Raw genomic sequence first — 19,126 nt, 5'->3', positions numbered from 1 at the left:
GTTAATCGGTTATGAGGAGAACGAGGTCTGCCGTTCGACGGCATGGCGCCGGGCGACGATGGCGGCAGTGGTAAAACAGAGTAGCGCGGAACCCAGACCGGTACCCACCCAGAACAGCGCCAACGTGCTGAAATCATACAGCGTTTTGCCGTTTTCAAGGATAGCCGTTTTATCAATAATGATCCCGGTGAGAAACTCGCCCAGGCCGGCGCCGGCGTAGCTGGCGATGCCGATGGTGCCGAGCGCGGCCCCGGCGGCCTTGCGCGAAGAGATATCGACGGCGATCAGCCCGCCAAGGAAGCAGGTCAGAGCGCCAATGGTGGCCCCGAAGATAATCATCGCCAGAATATCAGTGTAGTAATTGTGCGGCGACCAGAGCATCAGGGCGAAGCCGGCGGTGTTCAGCAGGCTGATGAATCCGGCCATCACGCTGCGGTTGCGCGGGAAAAAGCGGTCGGAGAGCATGCCGGCGATGATGGTCCCGGCGATGCCGGCGATAGCGTTGACGCCGATAATCCCGGACGCCTCCAGGGTGGAATAAGCTTTATCCTGCTCCAGAAAGAAGATCCCCCAGGAGTTGACGGCGTAGCGGTCGATGTACATAAAGGCGGAGGCGAGGGCGAGGGTCCACAGCGCCGGGTTACGCAGCGCCAGCAGCTGGTTTTTAAACACCGAGCCGCGGGCTTCGACCTCTTCCTGCGGTTCATCGCGGATGACGTTGATGGACGGGAAGCCGCTGCTCTGCGGCGAATCGTGCATGAACAGCACCAGCAGCACCACGCCGGCGGCGCCGAGCGCGGCGGTGGACAGGTAGCCCATCTGCCAGCCAAACCCGGCGATCACCGCGGCGATCACCATATAGGTCACCGCCTCGCCGATATTATGCGCCGTCGACCAGATGCCATAGAAGGTGCCGCGCTCCTTAACGCCGTACCAGCGCGCCAGCGAGACCGCGCAGGGGCCGACGCCCATCGACTGCGCCCAGCCGTTGATCCCCCAGAAGATGGCCAGCAGCAGGGCGTTGGTGGTCATCCCCATCATCAGGTTCATCCCGGCGCTGAGCAATAAACCGAGGCTCATATAGCGCACCACGTTGGCGTGATCGGCGATAAAACCATTGACCAGTTTGCCGATGGCGTAGCTGAAGAACAGGGTAGAGCCGATCATGCCGAGCTCCGTCGGGGTGATCCCCAGCTCCACCAGCGCGCTTTTGGCGACGGTGAAGGATAACCGGCAGACGTAAAAGGTGACGTAGGCCAGGGTCATGGCGATAAAGGTTTGCCAGCGCACCCGGCGAAAACGGTGTTCATCAAACGCGGCGCCCGCTTTCGGCGGCGACGCCCGGAAAAAAGCGATAATTCCAGACATAGGTGGTTCTCCGCAGGTCGGAGGCCTGACTGATTGATGTGGTTCGTCCGTGAATGAAGTTATCGTTACTGTGTAGAGTACATAATCAGAAATAGCCTGACCCGTAAGGGTTAATGTAATGGTTGTGGGATCATCTTTTTCAGCTGCGGGTAGAGCGTTGGGCTGGCCAGCAGCAGCGGATTGCCGCGCTGGATCCCCTCCTGCGCCAGAAAATCGTTGCTGGCGCCGCCCGCTTCGCGCATCAGCACCAGCCCCGGCAGGGCGTCCCACGGGTTCATGTGCGGCTCGTAGTAGCCAATCAACCGGCCCGCCGCCGCCCAGGCGCTCATCAACGCCCCGGAGCCGTTGCGGATAAACATGCCGCCGTCGCTGAGCAGCGCCTGCAGAAACGGCAGAAAGTCCGCCGGGGTGACGCGATGCGAGGTGCCGACGCCCATCACGCCCTCTTTGACCGTCGTCGCCGGGTGCGGACGGATCGGAGCGTCGTTGAGCCAGGCGCCATGGCCCCGCAGGGCGTGAAACAGCTCCCGATGGTTGGGGTCGTAGACCACGCCGATGACCGGTTCGCCGTCGGCGACGATCGCCAGCGACAGGCACCAGGTGTGCAGGCCGTTGAGGAAACAGCTGGTGCCATCGATGGGGTCGACCACCCACAGCACTCGCGCGTCGGGCAGGCGAGCGCCGCTCTCTTCGCCGAGAAAACCATCCTCCGGAAACGCGCTCTGAATGCGCTGTTTGACAAAGGCCTCCACCCGCTTATCGGCCACGCTGACCACATCCTGCAGGTCGTCGCCCTTATGGTCGACAGTCAACGCCTCGCGCTGTTGATAGTATTCAAACGCCAGCTCAGCCCCCGCTTTCGCCAGCTCGCAGGCCAGACGGTAGCGGGCCTGTAGCGCTTCTGATTCCTGAGATTGCATAGTGACTCCCTATTTTGCACACGTGTGCATTTTGCGTGAAAAAAACAGCCCCGAAGGGCCGAATGAGTGTGGCCGGGTTTCGCAGAAGATTCTGTGATCGCTCCAGCATAAAATGATTTTTTCATTTCGCACTATGACGAACAATTAGTTTCACCGGCACTTCGCGATGGCGCGAGGGCAGGCTGAAGCGGGCGATCCGCGTCATTAACAAATCCACCGCGTGGTGGGCCAGCAGGGCGGTATTCTGCTGAACGGTGGTGAGCTGATAGGGCTGCCAGTCCGCCTGCGGGATATCGTCAAAGCCGACGATGGCCGGCAGCGGGGCGGCGGCGTCCCGCAGGCCGTCCTGGGCGCCCAGCGCCAGCATATCGGTGGCGCAAAACAGCGCCTGCATCCCGGGGTTTTCAGCAACCAATTCTCTGGCAGCCTGGTAGCCGGCTTGATAGCCGCCGCTGTCGCAGAAGCGGCTGCTCACCGCCATATCCGACGTCCGGGCGATAAAAGCCTCATAGCGCTGGCGGGTGCTGAAGTTCTCGCGATTTTCGCCAATAAAGCCAACCTGCCGCCAGCCTCGGCGGCTGAACAGATCCGCCACCAGCTTCGCTCCCTGGGCGTTATCGCTGCACACCCGGTCGCAGCCGGCGAGGTCCGCATGGCGGTTGATCAGGGTGACGGGGATCTTGCGCGCCAGATACTCTTCCGCCAGCGACAGCGGCGGCGCGCCGGAGGTGATGATCACCCCGGCGACGTGATAGCTCAGCAGTTGTTTAAGCGAGGGGGCGAGCTGCTGCGGATCGTCAGCGTTCATCAGCAGCGGCATAAAGCCATTGAGCGCCAGCTGATGGACCAGCGGCGCCAGTAGTTTGCTGCGAAACGGGTTGTCGAAACCGGCGGTGACGATGCCGATAAAATTACTGCTGCCGGTGATCATCGTCCGGGCGATGATATTCACCTGATAGCCCAGGGCTTCCGCGGCGCTCAGCACCTTCTGCCGGGTCTTCTCCGACACCGAGGCGCCGGGGGTGAAGGTGCGGGAGACCGCCGAGCGCGAGACGCCGGCCAGTCTGGCCACGTCCTCGGCCTTAATCCATTTTTTATCGCTCATCGTCGTTTCGCGCCGTCTGTTTTCCAGGATGCCGACGCCCGGGCGGGCGTCGGTCACGCACACTGCCTGAAAAGGTATCACAGAAAGGCGTCGTCGCGCAGCGCCTTGCGCCCTATGCCGGGTAGCGGATGTGCTCCACCTCACGCTGCAAAATCACCTTGCCGTGGCGAATGGAGGTCAGCACCCGTGCCTGACGGCGGACGGCCTCGTAGTCGTTTTCCGCATCGAGGATCAGCAGGTTCGCCGGGCGGCCTTCGGCGAGGCCGTAGTTATCGCCCAGACACAGCGCCCGGGCGCTGTTGTCGGTGACGAAGTCGAGACAGCGCTGCAGATCGTCATAGCCGAGCATATGGCAGATGTGCAGCCCGGCATCCAGAATGCGCAGGATATTGCCGTTCCCCAGCGGGTACCACGGATCCTGAATCGAGTCCTGGGCAAAGCAGACGTTGATGCCGGCGCGATCCAGCTCCGCCACCCGGGTGACGCCGCGCCGTTTCGGCCAGCTGTCAAACCGGCCCTGCAGATGAATGCTTTCGGTCGGGCAGGAGATGAAGTTGATGCCCGAGGCTTTCAGCAGGCGAAACAGCTTTGAGCAGTAGGCGTTATCATAAGAGCCCATCGCGCAGGTGTGGCTGGCGGTGACCTGGGCCCCCATGCCGCGCACCCGCGCCTCCTCCGCCAGCACTTCGAGGAAACGCGACTGCGGATCGTCGATTTCATCGCAGTGGACATCCACCAGGCGGCCGTAGCGCTGGGCGAGGTCCATCAAAAACATCACCGAGCTGACCCCTTTGTCGCGGGTGTTCTCATAGTGCGGAATGCCGCCCACCACGTCGGCGCCCATCTCGATGGCGCGCGTCATCAGCTCCCGGCCGTTGGGATACGATTCGATTCCCTCCTGCGGAAAGGCGACAATCTGCAGATCGATGAGATCGGCGGCCTCTTGTTTCACCGCCAGCAGCGCCTGCAGGGCCGCCAGCGACGGGTCGGTGACATCCACATGGGTGCGGACGTGCTGGACCCCGAAATCGCGCAGCATGCCGATGGTTTTCAGCGCCCGCTGGCGGGTGTCCTCCGGGGTAATACTCGCTTTGCGCTGGCTCCAGCGGGTGATGCCTTCAAACAGGGTGCCGCTGCGGTTCCACTCCGGCTCACCCGCGGTGAGGGTGGCGTCAAGATGGATATGCGGCTCGACGAAGGGCGGGATCGCCAGCCGGCCCTGGGCGTCGATAGCCCCGGCGTCGGCAGTCTGCATCGCGGCCTGGGCGGTGATGCGGTGAATTATCCCGTCCTGCAGGTCAAGGGTAAACAGCGCCTCCTGGCGGCGCAGGCGAGCGTTAATAATTTTCATGGTGGGTCCTGTAAATGGTTTTGCGATAAACGCCAGATCACCAGCGCGACCGAGGCGTTGAGATGAAACTGAGGGTGGCTGACCGGGTAGCCGGTCAGTTTTTCAATGCGCTGGATGCGCTGATGCAACGTGTTGCGATGGAGACCCAGCCGGTCGGCGGCCCGCACCACGTTGCCGTTCTCCTGCAGCAGCGTCTCGAGGGTCTCCAGCAGCAGCCACGGCGCTTTACGGCCCGGCTCGATCAGGCAGCCGAGGGTGTCGTGCATAAAATCGTTGAGCAGCGCCGGGTCGCTGACCGCGGACAGCAGTTTGATAAACCCCAGCTGCTGATAGTCGCTGATGCGCTGGGTTGGCCGCAGGGTATCGCACAGATCCAGCGCCTGGCGCGCCTGCGACAGCGCCCGCGGGTAACCCTGCAGCTGCCTGACCGGCGCGGAGAGGCCGCAGAGCAGCGACAAACTCTCCTCTCCGTCCGCCAGCGCCTGCAGCCACTGCTGTAGCCATTTTTTCTGCTGAAAGCCTTCCCCCTCCTCATCCGGCAGCAGGAAAAGGAACATGTTGCTGCGCTCCAGCAGCGGAAAGGAATTGCCCTGCTGGTTGAGCTGCTGCTGCAGCTGCTGACGCACGCTGCGGTGGGCCTGCAGCAGCCAGGCTTCGGCCTGCTCGGGCGGGAACTGGCGAAACAGGCGGGACAACCCCTCCAGACGCAGCGCCGCCAGCCGCAGCGGACGGGTAAAATCGAGCTGCTGGTGCAGGGCGCGCTGATGGAGCATCTGCAGGTCCGGATAGTCGCCGGTGACCAGCTGCATCAGAATGTCGCGCTGCGACTGCAGGACGTTTTCGCTGCGGACCAGCGCGGTGCCGATGCGCTCGGTGACAATCACCATCTTCAGCAGGTAGGGCTGCTCGATCAGCGGCATGCCCAGCTCGTCGGCAAGGGCGATCAGCGTGGCGGGAATGGCGTGGATATAGGCCTCGCCGGTGAGGATCACCATCCCGGCGATGCCGCGCTGTTTGCCCTCCATCAGCAACTGGATCAGGTTGGCTTCATCCCGGGGATGGTTGATGCCGGTGATAAACACCAGCTCGCCGCCCATGATCCACTCGGCGATATGTTCATTTTCCGCCACATAGTACCAGCGTACGGCCCGCTGCAGCCCTTGCTTTCCCGCCCGCAGACGCAGGGCGGAGAGTCCCTCAAGGGCCAGCAGTTCGCTGACCGTCAGGCTCATGGCTCCTGCTCCGCGACGGCGGCAGGCTGGCGTTTGCTTAGCAGAGTCAGGGCGATATAGACCAGCGCGGAAACGGAGATCCCCACCAGCGGCGCGATCCACGGCGAAAGATAGGCCACCACCGCGCCGGCGGCGTAGGCGCCGAGTCCCAGCCAGTTAAAACGCGGCAGGCGGGCGTTCTGCAGCAGGGGATAGCGCCCGCCGCGGGCGAACCAGTAGTCGGCGAGGATCACCCCGCCGATGGGCGGAATAATACTGCCCAGCAGCACGAGGAAGGGGATCAGCATTTCGTACATCCCGCCAATGGCCAGCACAATGCCCACCCCGGCGGCGGCGAGGGTCAGCGTCCGGCGACGTTCGCTGCGCAGCAGATGGCAGGCGGCGGCGGAGACGTTATAGATGGTGGGGCCCTGGATGGTCAGCAGGTTGAGACAGAGCATGATCACCGCGGCCACCGACAGCCCCTGCAGGATCAGCACTTCAACGATATCGGCCTGTTGATAGACGATAGCGCACCAGGCGCCGGCGACGATCATCAGCCCGTTGCCGATGAGGAAGCTGCCCATGCTGGCGAGAATGGCGGTCCGGCTGGAGTTGGCCAGCCGGGTCCAGTTTGTCGCCTGGGTGGCGCCGCTGGCGAAAGTGCCGAAGACCATGGTGATGGCCGCCGACCAGGTCATGGTGTCGCTCGGCGCAATACGGGTCATCGCCTGCCAGCCGCCGGCGTGGTGCAGCGCCAGATACATGGAGACCATCAGCAGCACAAACATCAATGGCACCGACAGGCGCGACAGCGCGTCCAGCCCCTTGTAGCCCACCAGCGCGGTGACGCAGAACAGAATACCAAACAGCACCATCAACGGCTGGGTTAGCGCCTCGGGCAGAGCGAGGATCTTCACCAACGAGATAGCGACCGTGGCGGTGCCCCAGGCGTACCAGCCCAGCTCGGCAAAGCCAAGAATAAAATCGGCCAGCTTGCTGCCAATCTCCCCGAAGCAGAAGCGGCCCATCAGCACCGTATTCAGGCCGCTGCGCGCGGCGATCCAGCCCAGCGACGCGGCATAGAGGGCCAGCAAGGCGTTGCCGATGACGGCTATCCACAGCAGATTGACGATGGAAAAGGAGACGCCGAGTTTACCGCCGGCGAACATCGTGCCGGTGAAAAAGGTAAAGCTGAACAACACCATGGCGATGGAAAATACGCCTTTGCGTCCGGCGGCGGGCGCTTCGACGAGGGGAAAATCATTGCTGTTTGACATCCTGGAACCTCTGGCTGGTAGATGGGCGGTGATAGCCGGAAGTAGCAAGAGATGTGCCAGGAAAAACCGGGCACGGGGAATAGCGCGCGGTGTGCAACATGCACAGTTATTGAAGGATCCAGGAGGGGTAATGCCATTCTACTGTGCATCCTGCCAGGTTTTGCACCAGTCCAGGGCAGAGTAGGGCGGTGAGCGCATCCCTGGCGCCGGAGGAGAATTTTAGCCAGGACGATCCGCCTGTTTTTGGCCAGAGAGTAGTGGAGAATAGTGGTGTACTGAAAACGGTTGGTTAAATCACTGTGAATAAAGGTTATTTAATATGCTTTTATGATATAACCATTTGTCTTGTGTGTGTTTCCTGAAATATTGTCCCCTCCGGTTAGCGGTGTTAGTATCGGATAAATAGCCATTTAGACGGCTAAATAAATCATCGCTAACCTAAGGAACTGCTATGTGGCAAGAAAGACTCGCGCAACTGGTCACCACCTGTCATTGGATCGGCGCGAAAGGCTGGGCGCCGGCGACCGGCGGCAATATGTCGGTGCGTCAGGATGATACCTGGTGCTGGCTAAGCGAGTCGGGCCGCGACAAAGGCAGCCTGACAACCGAGGATTTTCTGCAGGTTGAGATCGCCACCAACCAGGCGCCTTCCGGACGGAAGCCGTCGGCCGAGACCGGTCTGCACACCCTGGTGTATCGCCTGTTCCCGGAAGCCAACGTGGTGCTGCATGTGCATACCGTCAACGCCACTGTGCTGTCGCGCATCGAAAAAAGCGACACGCTGGCGCTGCAGGGGTATGAAATGCAGAAAACCCTTAGCGGGCAGCATAGCCATCTCGATACTGTTCCGATCGCCATCTTCGATAATGACCAGGATATTGACGCCCTGGCGGCGCGGATTGCCGATTATGCGCAAACGCGCCCGCTGCGCTACGGCTTTCTGCTGCGCGGCCACGGCCTGACCTGCTGGGGGAAAGATATTCAGGAGGCCCGCCGTCAACTGGAGGGGCTGGAGTTCCTGTTCGAGTGCGAGCTGATGCGCCGCCGCTACGAGCCCTGAGCCGGAGCAGGTATGGATTTTTATCTTGGTATCGATATTGGCACCTCGCGGGTGAAAGCGGTGCTGTTTGATCAGCATTTCACCGCCTGCGCCAGCGCCGCGGAAAATACCTCACCCCGCCTGTCGGCCAATGGCTACGCGGAACAGGATATGACCCAGCTGTGGCATTCGGTGCTGGCTATTCTGCGCCAGATTGCCCGCCATCCGGCGCTACAGGCGGGGCGGCTGCGGGCTATCGGCCTCGCCGGGCAAGGGGAGGGGGTCTGGCTCAGCGATGATCAGGGCGAACCGGTGGGCCCGGGGATCCTGTGGAGCGATACCCGCAGCCACGAGCTGATGAGCGACCTGCTGCGCCGACCCGGCTTCGACCGCCGCTATTTCGCCGATACCGGCACCCACCTGCAGCCCTGCAATACCAGCCTGCAGCTGTACTGGCTGAAACAGTATCAGCCGGCGCGGCTGGCGGCCGCGCGCTATCTTTTTTTCGCCAAGGACTGGATCCGCTTTCGCCTGACCGGCGTGGCGGCGCTGGAGCTGACGGACGCCAGCAGCTCGTTACTCAATCAGCAGACCGGCAGCTGGTCCTCGGTGGTGATGAACGAGATGGGGCTGAACGAACTGCTGCCGCTGTTTCCCCCGCTGCTGGCCCCGGATGCCCCGGCCGGCACGCTGAGCGACGCGGTGGCGGCGCTGACCGGGCTGCCCGCCGCGACGCCGGTGGCCGCCGGGGCGCTGGATGTCTGTAGCGCCGCGCTGGGCTGCGGCGCGGTCAACGAAGGGGATATCTACACGATCCTCGGCACCACCTGCTGCACCGGGATCGTCTGCCGCGGCCCGCAGACGGTGAACGAGGCGACGCGCTTTGTCACCCATACCGAAGCCGGACAGGTGATCTCCCTGTTTCCGATGCAGGCCGGTATGCCAAACATTGACTGGCTGCAGCAGCATATTTCGCTGGACGCCGATCTGGGGCGCCTGGAGCAGGCGATCGCGGCGGTGGAGCCAGGCAGCGGCGGCGTCTTCTGGCAGCCGTACCTCAATGGCGAACGTGCGCCGTTTTACAGCCCGGACGCGCGGGCCGGCTTTTTCGGCATTAGCCCGCACACCACCCGCGCCGAACTGCAGCGCGCGGTGTTTGAAGGCCTGGCCTTCGCCATTGTCGATGCGCTGCAGGGTTATCCGCAGGGCGGCGAGCTGTATCTGACGGGCGGCGGCGCAGCCTCGGCGACCTGGCTGCAGATTATCGCCGACTGTACCGGACGCACGGTGGTCTCCAGCGCCTTTAACGAACTGAGCGCGCGCGGCGCGGCGATCCTGGCGGCCCGTAGCGTCGCGGCGCTGGCCGAGACGCCTCCGCTGGCGCAGACCCGCTATCAGCCGCGCCCTCAAGCGCATGCCCGCTACGCGGCGCTGTATCCCGTTTACCGCCTGCTGCGCGAGCAGATGCTGCCGGTATGGCAGGCCAGACAGGCCGCCCTTCAACCTCTTCCTCAGGACCTACAACCATGAAAATCGTTTTTACCGCCGAGCATGCTGGCGACCTTAGCGCCTTCCACCAGCTGGGCGAGCTGCTGGTGGAGGGGTGGGCGCTGGGCAAACCGAAACTCAGCGCCGGTCAGCTGATTGAGCTGGCCCACGACGCCGAGGTGCTGGTGACCAGCTATGATGAGGTGACGGACGCGGTGATGGCCGCCTGTCCGCGCCTGCAGGTGATCGCCTGCACCCGCGCGAATCCGGTGAATATTGATACCCAGGCCGCCCAGGCGCGCGGCATCCGGGTGCTCTACACCCCGGGGCGCAATGCCGATGCCGCCGCGGAGCTGACGCTTGGCCTGATGCTCAGCCTGGCGCGCCATATTCCGCAATCCCATGCGGCGCTGAAGCGGGGGGAATTCACGCAGGCTGACAATGCCGCCGCCGCCACTCAGCAGGGTCTGCGGCGGGATGTGGTCTGGGACGTGAGCCCGGAAAGCCCCTATGAAGTGTTTAAAGGCAGTGAACTGCGCAATAAAACGCTGGGGCTGGTGGGGTATGGCAACATTGGCCGCCGGGTGGCGCGTATCGCCCGGGCGTTCGGCATGGCGGTGTTGGTGGTGGATCCGTTCGTCGCCGCAGAGGATATCAATGAGCCAGGGCTACAGAAAACGACCCTGGAGGCGCTGTTCCGCGAGGCGGATATCGTCAGCCTGCACCTGAGCAGCGGGCCGCACAGCGACGGGCTGGTGAATGCCGCGCTGTTAAACAGTATGAAGCCCGGCGCGCTGCTGATCAATACCTCTCGCGCGGCGGTGGTCGACGAGGCAGCGCTGATTGATGCCCTGCGCCACGGCCCGCTGGGCGGCGCGGCGCTGGATGTCTATCACCGCGAACCGCTGTGGCGCGATCATCCTTTTGTCATCGAGTTCGATAACGTGATTATCACGCCGCATATCGCCGGAGCCACCCGGGAGAGTATCGCCAAACACACGGCGATGATTGCCGCCGATCTTCAGCGCTATGTCGCCGGGGAGCCGCTGCTGTACCAGTGGCGTTAAGCCGCTTGCGCCGCCGCGTTCTGCAGCGGCGCGGGTCCATCGTCAGGGGCGATGGGCCGCCATAAAAGCCTGGGTCTGTTCCCAGTCCACTCCCCCGGCATCCGATCCCATCCCGGTCGCCACCAGCGCGGCCACCGCCGAGGCGACGTCACACGCTGCTTTCACGCTGAGTCCGCGCGCCAGTGCGGCAATAAACCCGCCGCAGTAGCTGTCGCCGCAGCCGGTGGTATCCACCGCCTCGACCGGCCACGGCGCAATATGCTGCGGCCCGCCATCGCGGCCGATAAGCCAGGAGCCGTTCTCGCCGTCTTTCAGAATGCAGGTGCCCACGCCGAGCGCCAGGAAGAAGTGGCCGATGGCCTCCGGCTGCGTCTCTCCGGAGAGAAAGGCGGCTTCCTCCAGCGAAGGCATGAAATAATCCACCGACGGCAACAGGGGCCGCAGTAGTTCGAGGGTCTCTTCATTCGGGGCGATAAGGTCAAAGCTGGTGGTGACTCCGCGCGCTTTGGCCGCCTGCAACAGCCGCGCGCTCTGTCCCTGGTCCATTGCCGCCAGCAGCCCGGTCCCGCCGTGATGCAGGAAACGACAGTCAAGGACGGCGTCAAATTCCGCTTCACTGACAAACAGGGCGTCAGACGCGCCCCGGCAGTGCAGGGCCGGACGTTCGCCGTTGGGGCGAATCGGCAGGATCGTCGCCGAGGTCTCCTTCAGCGCGGTGCGCTGGATAAGCGAGCAGTCGATGCCCAGCCGGGCATAGCTGGCGAGGATAAAGTCGGCCTTTTCATCTTCGCCCAGGCAGGCCACCGCTGCGGTGCGGATCCCGAGCTTCGCGGCGTTGATATTAGCCCCGGCGGCGGTGCCGGCGGGGTTGAGACGAATTTGCTCAATAAAGGCGACGCCGCCGCGCGGCGGGATCGCCACCACCGGGCGCCCGGCGATATCCAGAATAGTCAGGCCGACAAATACGGCGTCAAAGGTTGCCATCGTTCTCCCGTTTAGCGATGCGTTTGGCGCAGGCGCGCCTGCCAGAAGGATAGGGCGAGGGCCACCACCAGAATCACGCCGACCAGCGCGTCCTTCACCAGATAATTGAGCCCCATCAGGTTCAGGCCGTTATCAATAATGGCAAGGAACAGCACGCCGCCGAGGGTGCCGAGGGTGCTGACCCGGCCCAGACGGGTAAAGGCAGTGCCGATAAATACTGCCGCAATGGCGTCCATCAGATAAGACTGCCCGGCCAGCGGGGTAAACTGCCGCAGGTTGGCGGAGAGGATCACCCCGCCGACGGCGCAGAGCGCCGAGGCGGCCACCAGCACGCCGAGCATGGTCAGGCGATCGCGGATCCCGGCGATACGCGCCGCTTCGCTGTTCTGACCGATGGCGCGGACATATTTGCCCCACAGGGTGCGCTCGGTAACCAGCCAGGCCGCCAGCCACAGCGCCAGCACGATCGCTACCGGCGTGGGGATCCCGCCAAGGTTGCCCACCGCCAGGTCGTGATACTCCGGGGCCATCCGCCGATAGGCTATCGCGCCGCCGCCGTCGGTATAGATGCGCTCGGCGCTGCTGGCGATAAACCAGGTGCCGAGCGTGGCGAGGAAGGGACGGATCCGGCAGATGAGGATCAGAAAGGCATTGAGCAGGCCAATCAGCACGCCGCCGAGCAGAGCGCAGCCCACCGCGGCCTGCCACGGCAGATGCCAGGTTTTCAGGGCGACGAGGGCGAAGGCGGCGCCGAAATCGAGCGCGACGCCCACCGACAGATCAATCGCCCCGGCGCTGACGATCAGGGTCATCGCCATCGCCACAATCAGCAGGATCGCGCTGCCCTGCAGCAGGTTGGCCCAGTTATCCACGGTTAAAAATACCGGATTCGCCCAGCCAAACAGGGCGATGGCCAGCAGGATGATGACGCCAAATCCGGCCCGCGACAGCCAGGCCAGCGGGCTGCTGGCCGTCTGTTCCGCCGACGCAGAGGTTTTCAGAGTGATTTGACTCATGCCTCGCCTCCTTTGTGTCTGACCGCCGAGGCCGCCAGCACCACCAGGATCAGGCCGCCTTTAATGGCGCCCATCCAGAAGATATTGACCCCCAGCAGGCCGAGCCCGTTAGAGAGGGCGTTGACCAGGATTGCCCCCAGCAGCGCGCCCCAGATGGTGACCACCCGACGGCGCGAGAAGGCGGCGCCGATAAAGGTCGCCAGCACGGTCTCCAGCAGCAGCGGCGTGGCCGTCCCGCTTGAGCTGCCGGAGCCCTGGCTGAGCAGCGGCAGAATAGCCAGCCCGGCGGCAATGCCCGCTAACAGCCAGACCAGCAGGGTCAAGCGGCGCACGTTCAGGCCGCTCATCTGCGCCATATCGCGATTGCCGCCCACCGCCTGCACATGCTGGCCGAAGCGGGAGTGGTGGAGCAGGAACTGGAACAGGATAAACACCCCCAGCAGGTAGACCAGCGGCCAGGGCAGGCCCAGCACGCTGTTGTCGCGAAAGGCGACCATCAGCGGATCGCTGACCGCGATGCGCCGCTGGCCGGTCAACAGATCTGTCAGACCGGTAAACGCCACCGAGGTCGAGAGGGTGGCCAGCAGCGGCGGCAGGCCGGCCGCCAGCACCAGCAAGCCATTGATCGCCCCGCACAGCAGGCAAACCGCCGCCAGCAGCGCCAGCAGCAGGAGATATGGCGTGTGCCATTCGGCCAGCCCGAGGCTGAGCAGCGCGACGCCGAGCACCGCCGTCGCCGGCAGGGAGAGGTCGATGCCGCCGGAGACCACGTCATCTCCGCCCACGGCGATAACGCAGACCAGGCCGAAACAGAGGATTGCCAGCGGAACGCTCTGGACCAGCATCAGGCTGATATTTTGCCAGCTGAGAAAGTAGGGCGACTGTACGCTCAGCCATACCAGCAGCGCCAGAAACAGGATCAGGGGAAATTTTTCAATCAGCGTCGCCAGGCCCGGACGGCCGCGACGCTGGATAGCAGTACTCATGGTGAAGGCTCCTGTCCGCCGTTGATCGCCACCAGCAGGGCGTCCAGCGTTAGCCCGCGGGTGGGCAGATTGGCCGCCAGCGCGCCGCGCCAGAGGACCAGGATCCGGTCGCATAGTCCGAGCAGTTCGGGGGCATCGCTGGAGGAGACCAGCACCGCCCGTCCTTGATCGGCCAGCTGGCGCGTCCGTTGGTAAATATCGCGACGGGCGCCGATATCGACCCCAAGGGTGGGTTCATCGAGAATAAACAGCCGGGCATCGGTCCCCAGCCAGCGGGCGAGGATCGCTTTTTGCTGGTTGCCGCCGCTCATGTAGCGTACCGGCAGCCCCGGTCGTCCCGGGCGGATCGCCAGCTGTTCTATCCAGTCGCGCGCTTTCTGCTCGGCGATACCCCGCCGCTCCCAGCCAAAGGTGGCGGTTTCCGGCAGCGAGGCGAGATTAATATTGTCGGCGGTGGTGAAGGGCAGGATCAGCCCCTGATGGCGGCGGTCGCGCGGCACCAGCGCCATGCCGGCGCGGATCGCCTGCTTTGGCGTACGAATGCGCCGCGGCCGGCCCTCGAGGTGGATGGTGCCGCGTTCCGCCGGGCGTAAGCCGTAGAGTAAGTCGACCAGCACATCGCGTCCGGCGCCCAGCAGGCCGGCGACGCCGACGATTTCGCCCGGCTGAATATCAAAAGAAAGATCCTGCAGCTGCCGCCCGTCGCTCAGCTGGCGCACCGAGAGCAGCGGGGTTGCCCCATTGTCTGCCGCCGGGCGCTGGCGCGGAGTATACAGCTGGTCGATTTCCCGGCCGACCATCATGGCGATCAGCGCTTCGGTATTCTGCAGCAGGTCGCGGTCCGGGTAGCCGACCACTTCCCCGTTGCGCAGCACGGTGCCGCGGTCGCAGAGGGTGGCTATCTCATTGAGGTAGTGGGAAATATACAGAATGGCAATGCCCTGGTCGCGCAGGCGCAGGATAGCGGAGGAGACCAGACTGGCCTCCTGCGCCTCCAGGGGGGCGGTGGGCTCGTCGAACACTACCAGCCGCGCCGCGCCGTCGATCAGCGCGCGGGCAATCTGCACCAGCTTGCGCTCGGCCAGGCTCAGGTCGCGCACCAGCCGTTCGGGGTCGATCGCCAGCTGCCAGTTTTGCTGGAAAAATTGCGCCGTGGCGGCCTTCATCCGTCGGTGATCCAGCGCCCCCCAGCGGGTGCGATACTCCTGGCCCAGAAACACCGATTCCGCGACGGTAAAGTGCGGGATCAGGTTCAGCTCCTGGTGGATAACGCGGATGCCGGCGGCTTCGATGGCTGCCGGATTGCCGAGGGGCAGCGGGTGACCGTCGAGGGTGGCGCTGCCGCTGTCGGCCTGATAGACACCGGCGAGGATCTTGATCAGCGTCGATTTACCGGCGCCGTTCTCGCCAATCAGGCCATGAATCTCCCCCGGATTGAGGCGCAGGGTAACCGCATTAAGCGCGGTGACGCTGGCAAAACGTTTACCGATCTGCTCCATGACCAGACCAGCGGCGGGGCGTTCCCCGCCTGGATGTTGATTAATCACTGCAGCTCGCCGTATCCCAACTGTTTATACACCGCTTTCGCTTCCTGCGGACCTTTCACCGGAACCACCGGAATAAAGGTTTGCACCGGTAGTTTCTGGCCGGCAAAGTAGCGGGCCACATTGTCAGCCGAGGTCTGGCCGATCAGATGCGGCTGCTGCGCGACGTTAGCCACGAACGGGCTGCCGGGCTCCGCCATGATCTCCAGGGTCTCCGGACCGGCGTCGATGGCCGTCACTTTCACGTCTTTATCGCGACCTGTCTCTTCCAGCGCCTGGACGATGCCGATGGCCGGTTGATCCCAGCAGGCGACATGGATGGCGTCCAGTTTGCCTTTCGGATACTGGCTGAGTAATTCGAGGGTTTTCTTGCGCGCGTCTTCCGGCGAGTTGGCGAACTGTTCCGCGAGCTCGGGCTGGATAATATGAATATCCGGATAATCCTTAAGGACATATTTCCACTGATCGTAGCGAATTCCGCAAATACGCAGCGCGCTGGAGAACGCGTTAAATACGGCGACGTTGCCTTTGCCGCCTAATTCATCCGCCATGTAGCGGCCGATGGTTGAGCCTAAGGTGTAGTTATCGGAAGTAGTATTGTTGACCGAATATTGAGAAACATGATCTACGGTAAATACCGGGATACCGGCATCACGCAATGCTTTAAATTTTGGTTCGACGGCGCTATCGCCGAGAATACTAATTACCGCGTCCACCTTGCGTGACAGTAAAATATCGTGGTTATTGGCATGCACCTGATTATCGCGGCCGCCATCGACGCCAATGACTTTGCCCCCCAGCTTCTCCACCTCCTCTGTCGCGCCTTTAAAGGCCTCGCGATCCCAGAAATGCTGAGTGCCGACCACGGCAACGCCAATGGTTTTTCCCTGTAAGGAGAGGGCGTCTGCGGCAGCGACGCTCAGCGAGGCAAGGGAAAGCAGTCCCAGCGCGGCAGGCAATAATTTTCTTTTCTGCGACATTGTTATTATGATCCTGTGATGAAGGTGGTTGCGGACCGGTAGCATGACAAGAAGCACCTCGCCACCTCAAATACAAAATAAGTCTAAGTTATGCCAGGAATGTTATATCGCAGAAACGTCAGAGAAAAAGTTTATTTTGTCATGAGGAACCTGAAATTATTTCATGATGGCGGATAGGCCTTTTTATTTTGTGGTTTTATTTTTGACTTATTCCGTGTTTATTTAGCGGATAAAGACAATTTTCTTAATATTGTGAGTGCATGGGAAATACGGCGTCTACAGAGAAAAAAAGAAGATTGCGCGGGCTAAAGCTTTTTTTAGCAGAGCAATGTCTGGCCGGGTAAGGATTATTACCCTATTTCCCCGCTTTATTGTAATGAACCTTAAGCTGAGAAGAACGCGGGCGCTATGAAGAAACAGCATAATTATACGGTGATGCACTGGGGAACCTGGCAGGTGGAGAGCAGTGAGGGCGAGATCGTGGCGGTTAAGCCGGTGCCCTGGGATAAAAATCCCTCACGCATCGGCCAGTCGCTTCCCGACGCGGTGACCAGCCAAACGCGCATTCGCCGTCCGGCGGTGCGCGCCGGCTATCTCCAGCACGGGCCGGCGTCACGAGAAGGGCGAGGTAAAGAGCCCTTTGTCGAAGTCAGCTGGGAGGTGGCCCTGGACCTGCTGGCGCGCGAGCTGCGCTCGGTCAAGGCGCGCTGCGGCAATGAGGCGATCTACGGCGGCTCCTACGGCTGGGCCAGCGCTGGACGCTTTCACCATGCGCAGAGCCAGCTGCACCGGTTTCTCAAGGGCTTTGGCGGGTACACCGCCAGCACCAATACCTATAGCAGCGCCGCGGGCGAGCGTATTCTGCCGCATATTCTCGGGCCGCTGAGCCCGCTGCACCGGCAGCATACCCATTTTTCCGAGCTGGCCCGGGAGTGTCAGCTGTTTGTCGCCATTGGTGGTCTGCCGCTGCGCAATGCCCAGGTCAACGGCGGCGGCGCCAATGACCATATGCTCCAGTACTGGCTGGATAAGATGCAGGCCAACGGCACGCGGTTTATCAATATCAGTCCGGTGCGCAATGACCTCAGCGCGGTGCCCGACGCCGAGTGGCTGGCCATTCGGCCGGGCACCGATACCGCACTGCTGCTGGCCCTGAGCTATGTGCTGATCGCTGAGTCCCTTTACGACCAGGCGTTTGTTGCCAGCCATACCGTCGGGTTTGCCCCCTATCGCGCTTATCTGTTGGGCGAGCACGATGGCGTGGCGAAAACCCCGGCGTGGGCGGCGGCGATTACCGGCCTGGACGCCCAGCGCATCGCCGACCTGGCGCGGGAGATGGCCCGCCACCGGACGATGGTGAATATCTCATGGTCTATCCAGCGCGCCCGTCAAGGGGAGCAGGCCTACTGGGCGACGGTGGCCCTGACTGCGCTGCTGGGACAGATCGGCACGCCGGGCGGCGGTCTCGGGTTTGGCTACGCCTGCACTAACCTGGCGGGCGCGGTACGAAAAGCGTTTTCCGGCCCGCGCTTACCCGCCGGGGAGAATGCGGTGGACAGCGTTATCCCGGTGGCGCGGCTGTCCGATATGCTGCTGCACCCGGGAGAAACCTATGAGTTCGACGGTCAGCGGCGGCGCTATCCCGATATCCGTTTAGTCTACTGGGCGGGAGGCAATGCGTTTCATCATCATCAGGATCTCAACCGACTGTGCGAGGCCTGGCGCCGCCCGGAGACGGTGGTGGTGCATGAGCAGTACTGGACCGCGCAGGCCAAATTCTCCGATATCGTTCTGCCGGCCACCACCTCGCTGGAGCGAGAGGATATCGGCAGCGGCGGTCACGACGGGTTTATGATCGCCATGAGCGCGCAGATCCCGCCGGTGGGCGAAGCGCGTGACGATTACGCCATTTTCTGCGATCTCGCCGATCGGCTGGGATTCGGAGAAGCGTTCAGCGAAGGGCGGGACGCCGGGCAGTGGCTGCGTCATCTCTATGAGGAGTCAAGACCGCGGGCGCAGGAGGAGGGTATTGCGCTGCCCTCGTTCGATGACTTCTGGCAGCAAGGGGTGCTGGAGTACAGCGCGCCGGAGCGGCCGCAAATTTTTCTCGCCGATTTTCGCGCCGATCCTGAGCGCAATCCGCTCTCCACCCCCTCCGGCAAAATTGAACTCTTTTCCGCCACCGTCGCCGGGTTTGGCTATCGCGAATGTCCTGGCCATCCGTGGTGGGATGAACAGGAGGCCGCCCGGCAGCGGCAGGAGGCGGCGCGCTGGCCGCTTCATCTGCTCTCCAGCCAGCCGCGCGCCCGCCTGCACAGTCAGTACGACCACGGCAGCGTCAGCCGGGCGACGAAAATTCAGGGACGCGAGCCGCTGTGGATGCATCCGAGCGATGCGCAGGCAAGAGACATCCGCGAAGGCAGCGTGGTGAAGGTCTATAACGACCGCGGGGCGATTCTGGCGGGCGTGCACCTGAGCGAGCAGATTTTGCCCGGCGTGGTACAGATGTCCACCGGCGCCTGGTATGACCCGCTGGATCCCAATGAAAAAGGAACGCTCGATAAGCACGGTAATCCCAATGTGTTAACCGAGGATCGCGGCAGTTCGCGCCTGGGGCAGGGCTGTAGCGCCCAGAGCTGCTGGGTGGAGATCGCCCCGTGGCGAGAGGAGCTGCCGCCGATCACTGCCTTTGATCCGCCGAAATTTATTGAAGTTTAGGCGTTGGCGCTCGCCGGCGGCGGGGCGGGTAGCCCGGAGAAGGCGCGGTATGCGCCGCCTCCGGCAAAG

The 19,126-nt window shown here is 62.9% G+C and carries 15 protein-coding genes; 4 read left to right on the top strand and 11 right to left on the bottom strand.

From position 1 onward, the window contains the following. Positions 1-9: 9 nt before the first annotated feature. The 6 genes from KB892_RS18515 to codB all read right to left on the bottom strand — a co-directional run bounded on the left by KB892_RS18515 (position 10) and on the right by codB (position 7,235). Positions 10-1,368: an MFS transporter gene (locus KB892_RS18515; RefSeq protein WP_002894151.1), complete on the bottom strand. Its 1,359-nt coding sequence runs from the start codon at positions 1,366-1,368 to the stop codon at positions 10-12. A 110-nt stretch (positions 1,369-1,478) separates the two neighbouring features. After that, positions 1,479-2,288, bottom strand: a complete 810-nt coding sequence (locus KB892_RS18510; RefSeq protein WP_004151655.1) for an inositol monophosphatase family protein — start codon at positions 2,286-2,288, stop codon at positions 1,479-1,481. Between the two features lie 121 nt (positions 2,289-2,409). Then, complete coding sequence (locus tag KB892_RS18505; protein ID WP_014342939.1) at positions 2,410-3,360, bottom strand: LacI family DNA-binding transcriptional regulator; 951 nt, start codon at positions 3,358-3,360, stop codon at positions 2,410-2,412. A 145-nt stretch (positions 3,361-3,505) separates the two neighbouring features. Then, on the bottom strand, positions 3,506-4,744 hold the full coding sequence (gene codA / locus KB892_RS18500; RefSeq protein WP_002894156.1) for a cytosine deaminase: 1,239 nt from the start codon (positions 4,742-4,744) through the stop codon (positions 3,506-3,508). Further along, positions 4,741-5,976, bottom strand: a complete 1,236-nt coding sequence (locus tag KB892_RS18495) for a PucR family transcriptional regulator (RefSeq protein WP_002894159.1) — start codon at positions 5,974-5,976, stop codon at positions 4,741-4,743. The genes codA and KB892_RS18495 overlap by 4 nt, the downstream gene beginning before the upstream one ends. Next, positions 5,973-7,235 carry a cytosine permease gene (gene codB / locus KB892_RS18490; RefSeq protein WP_002894162.1) on the bottom strand — a complete coding sequence of 421 codons (1,263 nt, stop codon included), beginning with the start codon at positions 7,233-7,235 and terminating at the stop codon, positions 5,973-5,975. Before codB ends, KB892_RS18495 begins: the two co-directional genes overlap by 4 nt. A 451-nt stretch (positions 7,236-7,686) precedes the next feature. Here codB and KB892_RS18485 point away from each other — a divergent pair, with 451 nt between their 5' ends. Genes KB892_RS18485 through KB892_RS18475 form a run of 3 tightly spaced genes read left to right on the top strand, consistent with a single transcriptional unit; the run spans position 7,687 to position 10,829 of the window. Beyond that, entirely contained in the window at positions 7,687-8,295 is a 609-nt protein-coding gene (locus tag KB892_RS18485) for a methylthioribulose 1-phosphate dehydratase (protein ID WP_002894164.1), read from the top strand. 12 nt (positions 8,296-8,307) lie between these two features. Continuing rightward, positions 8,308-9,804 carry an FGGY-family carbohydrate kinase gene (locus tag KB892_RS18480; RefSeq protein ID WP_004151653.1) on the top strand — a complete coding sequence of 499 codons (1,497 nt, stop codon included), beginning with the start codon at positions 8,308-8,310 and terminating at the stop codon, positions 9,802-9,804. Then, complete coding sequence (locus KB892_RS18475; RefSeq protein ID WP_002894255.1) at positions 9,801-10,829, top strand: 2-hydroxyacid dehydrogenase; 1,029 nt, start codon at positions 9,801-9,803, stop codon at positions 10,827-10,829. The genes KB892_RS18480 and KB892_RS18475 overlap by 4 nt, the downstream gene beginning before the upstream one ends. Before the next feature lie 42 nt (positions 10,830-10,871). Here the strand turns inward: KB892_RS18475 and KB892_RS18470 are convergent, their stop codons facing one another. From KB892_RS18470 to KB892_RS18450, 5 genes are read right to left on the bottom strand one after another with little or no spacing between them, the layout of a single operon-like run. After that, positions 10,872-11,813 (bottom strand): carbohydrate kinase family protein, encoded by a 942-nt coding sequence (locus KB892_RS18470; RefSeq protein ID WP_002894256.1) that lies wholly within the window; start codon positions 11,811-11,813, stop codon positions 10,872-10,874. Positions 11,814-11,824: 11 nt separating this feature from the next. After that, positions 11,825-12,829: an ABC transporter permease gene (locus KB892_RS18465; RefSeq protein ID WP_002894258.1), complete on the bottom strand. Its 1,005-nt coding sequence runs from the start codon at positions 12,827-12,829 to the stop codon at positions 11,825-11,827. Next, entirely contained in the window at positions 12,826-13,815 is a 990-nt protein-coding gene (locus tag KB892_RS18460; RefSeq protein ID WP_004147555.1) for an ABC transporter permease, read from the bottom strand. Before KB892_RS18460 ends, KB892_RS18465 begins: the two co-directional genes overlap by 4 nt. Beyond that, positions 13,812-15,314 carry a sugar ABC transporter ATP-binding protein gene (locus KB892_RS18455; RefSeq protein WP_004152854.1) on the bottom strand — a complete coding sequence of 501 codons (1,503 nt, stop codon included), beginning with the start codon at positions 15,312-15,314 and terminating at the stop codon, positions 13,812-13,814. Before KB892_RS18455 ends, KB892_RS18460 begins: the two co-directional genes overlap by 4 nt. A 44-nt stretch (positions 15,315-15,358) precedes the next feature. Then, positions 15,359-16,339, bottom strand: coding sequence for a sugar ABC transporter substrate-binding protein (locus tag KB892_RS18450; RefSeq protein ID WP_002894353.1), 981 nt, complete (start codon positions 16,337-16,339; stop codon positions 15,359-15,361). Between the two features lie 408 nt (positions 16,340-16,747). Here KB892_RS18450 and KB892_RS18445 point away from each other — a divergent pair, with 408 nt between their 5' ends. Beyond that, a complete protein-coding gene (locus KB892_RS18445; protein WP_004151652.1) occupies positions 16,748-19,057 on the top strand; it encodes a molybdopterin-dependent oxidoreductase in 2,310 nt (769 codons plus the stop codon). Positions 19,058-19,126: the final 69 nt, after the last annotated feature.

Origin of the sequence: Klebsiella sp. P1927, from assembly GCF_018204675.1 — a bacterium.
Taxonomy (GTDB): Bacteria; Pseudomonadota; Gammaproteobacteria; order Enterobacterales; family Enterobacteriaceae; genus Klebsiella; species Klebsiella pneumoniae.
Note: the sequence above shows the minus strand (reverse complement) of the source record. Positions and strands in the feature narration are given on the sequence as shown.

What these genes read in the sequence shown, in the direction of transcription:
- KB892_RS18455 (WP_004152854.1), bottom strand. Translation starts at nt 15,314, where the DNA reads ATGGAGCAGATCGGTAAACGTTTTGCCAGCGTCACCGCGCTTAATGCG.
- KB892_RS18460 (WP_004147555.1), bottom strand. Translation starts at nt 13,815, where the DNA reads ATGAGTACTGCTATCCAGCGTCGCGGCCGTCCGGGCCTGGCGACGCTG.
- codB (WP_002894162.1), bottom strand. Translation starts at nt 7,235, where the DNA reads ATGTCAAACAGCAATGATTTTCCCCTCGTCGAAGCGCCCGCCGCCGGA.
- KB892_RS18475 (WP_002894255.1), top strand. Translation starts at nt 9,801, where the DNA reads ATGAAAATCGTTTTTACCGCCGAGCATGCTGGCGACCTTAGCGCCTTC.
- KB892_RS18495 (WP_002894159.1), bottom strand. Translation starts at nt 5,976, where the DNA reads ATGAGCCTGACGGTCAGCGAACTGCTGGCCCTTGAGGGACTCTCCGCC.
- KB892_RS18470 (WP_002894256.1), bottom strand. Translation starts at nt 11,813, where the DNA reads ATGGCAACCTTTGACGCCGTATTTGTCGGCCTGACTATTCTGGATATC.
- KB892_RS18450 (WP_002894353.1), bottom strand. Translation starts at nt 16,339, where the DNA reads ATGTCGCAGAAAAGAAAATTATTGCCTGCCGCGCTGGGACTGCTTTCC.
- KB892_RS18445 (WP_004151652.1), top strand. Translation starts at nt 16,748, where the DNA reads ATGAAGAAACAGCATAATTATACGGTGATGCACTGGGGAACCTGGCAG.
- codA (WP_002894156.1), bottom strand. Translation starts at nt 4,744, where the DNA reads ATGAAAATTATTAACGCTCGCCTGCGCCGCCAGGAGGCGCTGTTTACC.
- KB892_RS18465 (WP_002894258.1), bottom strand. Translation starts at nt 12,829, where the DNA reads ATGAGTCAAATCACTCTGAAAACCTCTGCGTCGGCGGAACAGACGGCC.
- KB892_RS18510 (WP_004151655.1), bottom strand. Translation starts at nt 2,288, where the DNA reads ATGCAATCTCAGGAATCAGAAGCGCTACAGGCCCGCTACCGTCTGGCC.
- KB892_RS18515 (WP_002894151.1), bottom strand. Translation starts at nt 1,368, where the DNA reads ATGTCTGGAATTATCGCTTTTTTCCGGGCGTCGCCGCCGAAAGCGGGC.
- KB892_RS18485 (WP_002894164.1), top strand. Translation starts at nt 7,687, where the DNA reads ATGTGGCAAGAAAGACTCGCGCAACTGGTCACCACCTGTCATTGGATC.
- KB892_RS18480 (WP_004151653.1), top strand. Translation starts at nt 8,308, where the DNA reads ATGGATTTTTATCTTGGTATCGATATTGGCACCTCGCGGGTGAAAGCG.